Origin of the sequence: Murimonas intestini (genome assembly GCF_024622195.1) — a bacterium.
GTDB lineage: Bacteria > Bacillota > Clostridia > Lachnospirales > Lachnospiraceae > Murimonas > Murimonas intestini.
Map to the genome: position 1 here is coordinate 74,374 of NZ_JANKBI010000024.1, position 6,641 is coordinate 81,014.

4 protein-coding genes and 1 tRNA gene are annotated in these 6,641 nt (G+C 44.7%); 2 read left to right on the forward strand and 3 right to left on the reverse strand.

Annotation, left to right across the window (positions count from 1 at the left end; all coding sequences use genetic code 11):
• Window positions 1-121: 121 nt before the first annotated feature.
• Complete coding sequence (locus NSB28_RS23105; RefSeq protein WP_109627109.1) at window positions 122-4,675, reverse strand: DEAD/DEAH box helicase; 4,554 nt, start codon at window positions 4,673-4,675, stop codon at window positions 122-124.
• A 215-nt stretch (window positions 4,676-4,890) separates the two neighbouring features.
• Here NSB28_RS23105 and NSB28_RS23110 point away from each other — a divergent pair, with 215 nt between their 5' ends.
• Window positions 4,891-5,346, forward strand: a complete 456-nt coding sequence (locus NSB28_RS23110) for an 8-oxo-dGTP diphosphatase (RefSeq protein ID WP_109627111.1) — start codon at window positions 4,891-4,893, stop codon at window positions 5,344-5,346.
• A gap of 7 nt (window positions 5,347-5,353) precedes the next feature.
• Here the strand turns inward: NSB28_RS23110 and NSB28_RS23115 are convergent, their stop codons facing one another.
• Window positions 5,354-5,752: a PH domain-containing protein gene (locus NSB28_RS23115; protein ID WP_109627113.1), complete on the reverse strand. Its 399-nt coding sequence runs from the start codon at window positions 5,750-5,752 to the stop codon at window positions 5,354-5,356.
• Window positions 5,753-6,031: 279 nt separating this feature from the next.
• Here NSB28_RS23115 and NSB28_RS23120 point away from each other — a divergent pair, with 279 nt between their 5' ends.
• The gene (locus NSB28_RS23120; protein ID WP_187374262.1) at window positions 6,032-6,517 is read left to right on the forward strand and encodes a CarD family transcriptional regulator; all 486 of its coding nucleotides are present in this window, start codon (window positions 6,032-6,034) and stop codon (window positions 6,515-6,517) included.
• 48 nt (window positions 6,518-6,565) lie between these two features.
• Here NSB28_RS23120 and NSB28_RS23125 read toward each other — a convergent pair.
• Window positions 6,566-6,637 (reverse strand) — tRNA-Asn (locus tag NSB28_RS23125).
• Between the last annotated feature and the right edge of the window lie 4 nt (window positions 6,638-6,641).

Genomic DNA, 6,641 nt, shown 5'->3' on the forward strand with positions numbered 1-6,641 from the left:
TTCCAATCCTCATATTTTGCCGGCTTTTCAAAATCTCTCCAGCCTTTTCCTGTTGTCAGACAGATTATAAACCAAATGACGGAGATATGGTATGAAATAATTTACTATTATTATGCAATCTTCACAGACCAATCAGATACCTCCCCGCCTCGCTGTCTCTTACAAGCCCGTCCATCACAGGCTCTTCTCTGCTCCTGTCCCATAAAAACAAGACGATCAGGAGCTGGTCCAGCTTCTTCCATGGGAATGCCCCGCTGTGGCAGCAGGCATTCCGCAGCTCTTTACACTGAAGCAGTTTGTCATTATACTTTTCCCACCACCTGACACCATACTTATTTCTGCCTTTACTTATCATATATTCAGCCAGGATCTGTCTGTTTTCTTCTGCTCTTAAGACAGTGCAGAAGGTTCCCAGGGTCATTTTCTCAACTGCTGCTTCCTTTAGCTTCCCGCCCTTGCTTCCAGGTATACTGACCTTAAATTCCGGCAGGCGTTTTTTCATGCCCTCCGCCAGACAGTCTTTCACCTGAAGCTCTGCAGCCTTGCAGAAAAGGATTCCGCAGCAGGAAGCATCCAGGCCGGTAATTCCATACTCCTTCACAAATCTCTTCAGCATAGAATAAAGCTTGATCCCCCACTCTATGTTGACTCTCACCCGGGGGATCAGGGAGTCAAAGGCTGCCCTTGTAAAACCATAACCTTCCAGCTGTTCATCTGTCAGCTCATTTAAAAGAAGCCCCCCTCCCTGCAGTTCATTCAGGAATATACCAGAGTCACCTGTATATTCCAGGCTGCCGTCTTCATCCTCATAAACATCCATTGAAAAAGACTCTGCTGTGGGCAGCTTGTCACAAAAGAAAAGTGCTTTTTTCTTCTTCTCCTCAAAACTCTCATCTGCGGTCCCATTTACAATCTCACTCACTTCTCTGAGGGCATAGAGGTCTATGATGCTTTTGGCCTGGCTGATATACGGTGAAGCCTGCCAGGCATTCTCATCGCCGATCATGTAGAGGCGGAACTTGGCCCGGGTAACTGCCACATTTACAATATTGGCGTTCACCCACCTGATGGCTCCAAAAGCCTCTTTGCCCGTATCGCAGCCCAGGAGGAAGATTACCTCATTCGCTTCTTTTCCCTGGAATGTATGTACTGTCCCGATATTCTTATACATCCAGGCAGTAACCATCTCCCTTTTCTCATACAGAATGGAATTGCGGCTGCCTTTCAGATGATCCTCTATGCACTTTATCATACCCGTTTTTACAGATGTAAACGGTGTTATGATGAACAGACTGGGAGCATCCGCTTTAGCGAAGGCTGTCTCTAATATTTCCAGCACACGTTTTCCCTGTGCCTCCACATAGTGGTTTTTCCGCCCCTTCTCCCTTCCTTTTACATTGATCCACCTGGAACCGCTGTAGCAGAAAGACGCTTCTTTTTCTTTTCCCGGGGCAGCTGTCTGCTGTTTCATTGTATTATTATAGGATATCTGGTTTGAGATATCATACATAGGAGAAATACATCTTCTGTGCACTACAAGCGGACACCCTACCCACTCTTTCTCATTCTTTTCATTTTCCAGATATGTGCCGTATGGGTTAATCGTATCTGCAAACTGCTGGACTGAGATCTTCTTCGACTTATATGGTTTATAGACATCTTCTTTAAATGCTTTTTTCAAAAGCTGGAGATCATCTGTCACTACAGGCTCCACCTGCCGCGGATCTCCCACAATAACAGCCCTTCTGCTTCTGTACAGGGCTCCCACAGCCATCTGAGGCGGAGCCTGCCCGGCCTCATCCACGATCAATGTCCCCAGGGCTCCCGGAATCTTAATATCCTTTAAAAAATTCCCCACTGAAGCAAAGGTTGTGGAAATAACAGGCACTAGAAGAAAAAGGTTCTGCAGCAGAGGCCCGAAACATGCCTCACGGTCTTCCGGATGGAAAATGACTTTTTCATTATCTTCCTGGGTCTCCTGCCAAAGCAGCGCCAGATTGCGGAAATTACGGAAACAGCACCTGGAAGAGAGTACAAATTCCTTAGTGAGCTGCAGTGAATAATAGAACAGCTTTTCCCTTTCTCTGTTATAATGATTTGTAAACCATGGATTCGCTGTCTGTATACGTGTACTCTCCTTCTCATCCCTGCTTAGCATTCCCTCTATGAACGCTTCATCCAGAGGTACAAAGCTTCCCATATCCCCAAATGCTTCCATCTGGTGCCAGAGCTTTTTCTTGTATTTACTGATTTCCGCTGTCAGTCTGTTTCTGATCCCTGCATATTCCACCTGTATATCCCGAAGCCTCTTTCTGATTTCTGACTGCTCTTTCTCCAGCTTCTGTGCTATCCCGTCACGCTCCTTTAACCGGCTCCGGGACATCTCTGTCAACTGTCTGGATTTCTCGTAAGCGGCTTTTCTCCTGTCCCCTTCCTCCTTCAGTATAACTGCTTTCCGCTTTAACTCCTGTGCCTCAGCGGCAAGGACAGCCGCCTGTCTTTCATCCTCTTTCACTGCTGACTGACGGAAGAACCTTCTAAATATACCTTTGTTCTTATTCAGCTCGTCACTTTTGTTCTGCTTGTCTTTATACTCTTCGTAAACACGTTCGTATTCAACCCAGGCCCATCTCCAGTCCTCTTTGCACTTTTCCATATACTGCTCCCGCTTCAGCAGCTCTTCTTCCAGCTGCTTTAAAGGTGTTCTGAGACTGTCCAGCTGCGTACTGCATTCTTTTGCCCTGCGCTCCAACCTGTCTTTTTCCTCATCCAGCTGCCCCAGCTTCTTTTCCATATCCCGGCTGTATTCTCTGATATATTTTACATCCTCACAGTTCCGGGCAAGACTGTCTCTGAGTTTCTCCACCTTTGCCCGTTGTTCCAGAAGCCGCCTCCTGGCCTGCCTGTAAGTATCCAGCCTGGCATCTATCTTTTCATTACGGTAAAAATCTGAATCTAGGGGCCTTAATACATTCTGATAAAATTTATGTATGTTGGATCTTTTCCCCAGAGATGCTGAAATAAGCCCCCAGGCCCCCTGATTGTCTACAAGCTCTCTTGCGTATTCTGTGAAATATATGTCCTTATATACGCCGCTTTTAGCCCCATCCTTACAGTACAGCTGCTCACTTTTGGGGCTTTCCTCTTCTGTAAAAAGCTTCTGTATCTCTTCCAGCTCCTGTTTCATCTCCCCGCTGTCGTCCGGCCCCCAGTTCAGGGCTCCTGTGATCCCTTTCTCCAAAGGAAGCTCCTTTGTTATATTTTCTACTGCCGCATTGTTGCAGGAGGTAACCAGGATACTGTAGTCATTTATTTTATCATCTTTTAATTTATAATAATTAGGATACCAGTCTGAATAGCCGCCGCTCTTCTTTTCCCCATGCTGAAAAAAGCATTTTTCAAATGCATCATCCGGCCTGTCATATTCTGAGAGAAGCATGGCTTTCTCAATAATGTGATTTACAATAATCTCTTTCAACAGTGTGGTCTTGCCGGTGCCCGGCGGACCGTTTACTGAAAATACAGGTCCTGTGCGTTCATCTGTAGCCAGATTCACGGCAGTCTGCTGCATCAGTGACGGCATAAATCTGGAAGGCCACTTTCCCACAGGGGCACGGCGTACATCCAGCACATCTGTAAAAAACTCCAGAAGTCCTTCCTTCTCTTCTTCCCCCTCACCTGCATGCTCCAGGTCAAAACGGCTGCCTGAAGAACAGATATTTTTCTCCGGATAATACTCATTGTAAGCTCCTGCAATATAATCTGCCAGTCCCTTTCCCATAAAGGAGGCACAGCGCAATCCATCTGTCCTGGCCGCACTCAGGACCATCTTCACATCGTCCGCAAAAAAGGCCCTGCCCAGACCAAGATAATCATCATCAGAATACTTCTCCCGCGCCTCCTCATCCTGGTAGATCTGGAAAAGCATCATACATTCAAAGTCTTGCTTTTTTCCTGCAGATAAATTTTCACCAAGCAGCTTTTTAATATAACTGCTGTATATCTCATCATTTATCCCGGCAATATCTTCCACCGTGATTTCTGTAAAATCTCCATTTAACTCCTGCTCATATAGCCCGCTTTCCTCATCCTCCGCTTTGTCTGTGCAATTTCTTTTTCCCCACATCTGCAGCTTTTCTTCATAGACCTGCATATCATCCCTGTAGCTTTCCTCTGACAGACACTCCGATAGGGGCTTCACTCCGGCCTCTGCCACATGGTTCATAGCCCAGATGATCGTTGACAAAGAAAATGTCTGAGAGATATATGCCCCCTCCGGGCTGGTCTGCAGGCTGAACCAGGCTATTTCCTCATTGTTTATCTCAGGGCGGTCATCTTCCTCCACAAGAGCTGCGGCGATTCTCTGTATGCACGCCTCTCTCCTGCTTTTTCCCACATAAAAGGTAAGATTACCCCAGCATGTCATTCCATGCTTCTCTGCCTCTGTTTTTGCTGCCTCAAGGAAGCTGCTTCCCCTCTCCAGACTAACCAGCACCCTGAGCACTTTCGGGCCGCCATTTCCAGTGTGAGCTTTTCTGACAGCTTCCTGATTCTTCTTTTTTTCTTCATAAGTCAGCTGTGGAAGCGCATCCTGTACCAGGAATTCCATAGTATGCCAGTATTCCAGCACCGACTCCACAATTTTTATTTTCGGGTCCACATTTTTATTTTTCATTTCATAACCTCATAATCCGGTGTATTCCAACGATTCTCTATAACATTTTACAATACATCATGAGATAATGCAAAAGATTGCTGTTGAACCTCACAGAATTTGGTAGTAAAATAGTTACTGGTCACGGAGTGAACAGTAGCGTAAAATGAGAAAAGGCGGAGATCAATTGCCATAAACAAGCAAATAAGGGTACAGTGATTTACAGGAGAAAACATATGTCAAGAAGTGAAAAAGTAACTTTAACTGTTTTATGTATGATATACGATAACGATAAACTTTTACTGCAGGACCGTGTAAACAATATATGGCCTGGCTTAACCTTTCCAGGAGGCCATGTAGAAAAGGGTGAATCCTTCATCCACGCTGTAAAGCGTGAAGTAAAAGAAGAGACCGGGCTTGTGATCAGCTCCCCCAGGCTCTGCGGGATCAAGCAGTTTCAAACTGAAGAAAATGAAAGATATGTAGTTCTTCTTTTTAAAACCAGCCAGTTTACCGGCACTCTCACCTCATCTGAGGAAGGCGTCATGAAATGGCTGCACAGAGATGAGCTGTCCAGCTGCCGGCTTGCTGAGAACTTTCTGGAACTTCTGCAGGTATTTGATTCAGATGACCTGACAGAATTCTTCTATGTAGATGAACCGGCTGACGGACAACATGTGAAGCTCTTGTGAAAAGGAGCTATATCCTCTTTTTTAATTCCTCCAGGAACTTCTGTTTATCCTTCACTGAAACTATCATCTCCTGTCTCCGACCCTTTATCACAAGACGGTCCAGAGATGCAGCTGATGAAGCAATCGGGCTACATGTGCTCCTGATCTCTCTTATTTCCGAGATATCTATCACGTCCGTTGAGAACCCAAAAAACAATTTAAGCTTTCCATCTTCAATAAGAACATAATTTCTGGCCACAATTGGCAGAAACACGAGAGTATAGATCACAAAGGAAATGGCCAGTACAATAATATCCTCTGTGTCATGCCCGGAAAATATACTCTCTGCCATCTTATAAAGTATCAGGCTCTCTCCTCCCAAAAAGATTATCCAGAACCATAATGCTATCTTTCCCTTGAATTTCATATCTCCTTCGCCCTTTCTTTTATCATATCAGTGGTAGTTAATCATGTAAAGCACGCCCATCCATAGGATTAAATTACGGGATGCACGTCGCTTTCCTGTTTCTGCCTTTCCATGTCAAAACTTTTGCTTCTATTTCCTTAAATTTTGTGGTATAATAAATATGTAGCTATGTTGACCTCGCTCCACAGTGTCGACATAGCTTTTTCTTTTAACCTAACAGACCGCGCTTATACAGAGGCCTGTAACTGCATCAAGCAGCAAGAAAGCCAGGGTGATTTAATGTATCAGATCAACGATATAGTCTTTCATGAAAACGGCGGTGTATGCCGGATCAATAATATCGGTACGCCGGATTTCGTCACAACAGGACAGCTCTATTATACTCTAGAGTGTCTTGAAAACCCCACTACTAAAGTTTATGTTGCATTTACACATGAGTCAGATATACGCTATATCATAACAAAAGAAAATGCAATCCAATGTTTATCAGGTGTCAGAGAACTTCAGGGACAGTATAATGAGGATAATAAAAACCGCGACCGGGAATATGCGGAGGTCCTTAAATCAGGCAACTTCCAGAAGTGGTTTTGTATGCTCAAAGGAATCCTGCATGAAAAATATGTACGCAATGCTGCCGGAAAACAGCTGAATTTAAAAGACAGCAGATACCTGGAGCAGGTAGAAAAGCTGATTATCCAGGAATTTTCTATCGCTCTCGATATATCTGCTGAAGATTTTAAAGAAAAACTGGAGACATTGGTTTAAAATATCACTAAAAAATCCGTAAATTATAAAATTTACGGATTTTCCAAACTCCCCGAGTTGGGCTCGAACCAACAACCCTTCGGTTAACAGCCGAATGCTCTGCCATTGAGCTATCGAGGATTAT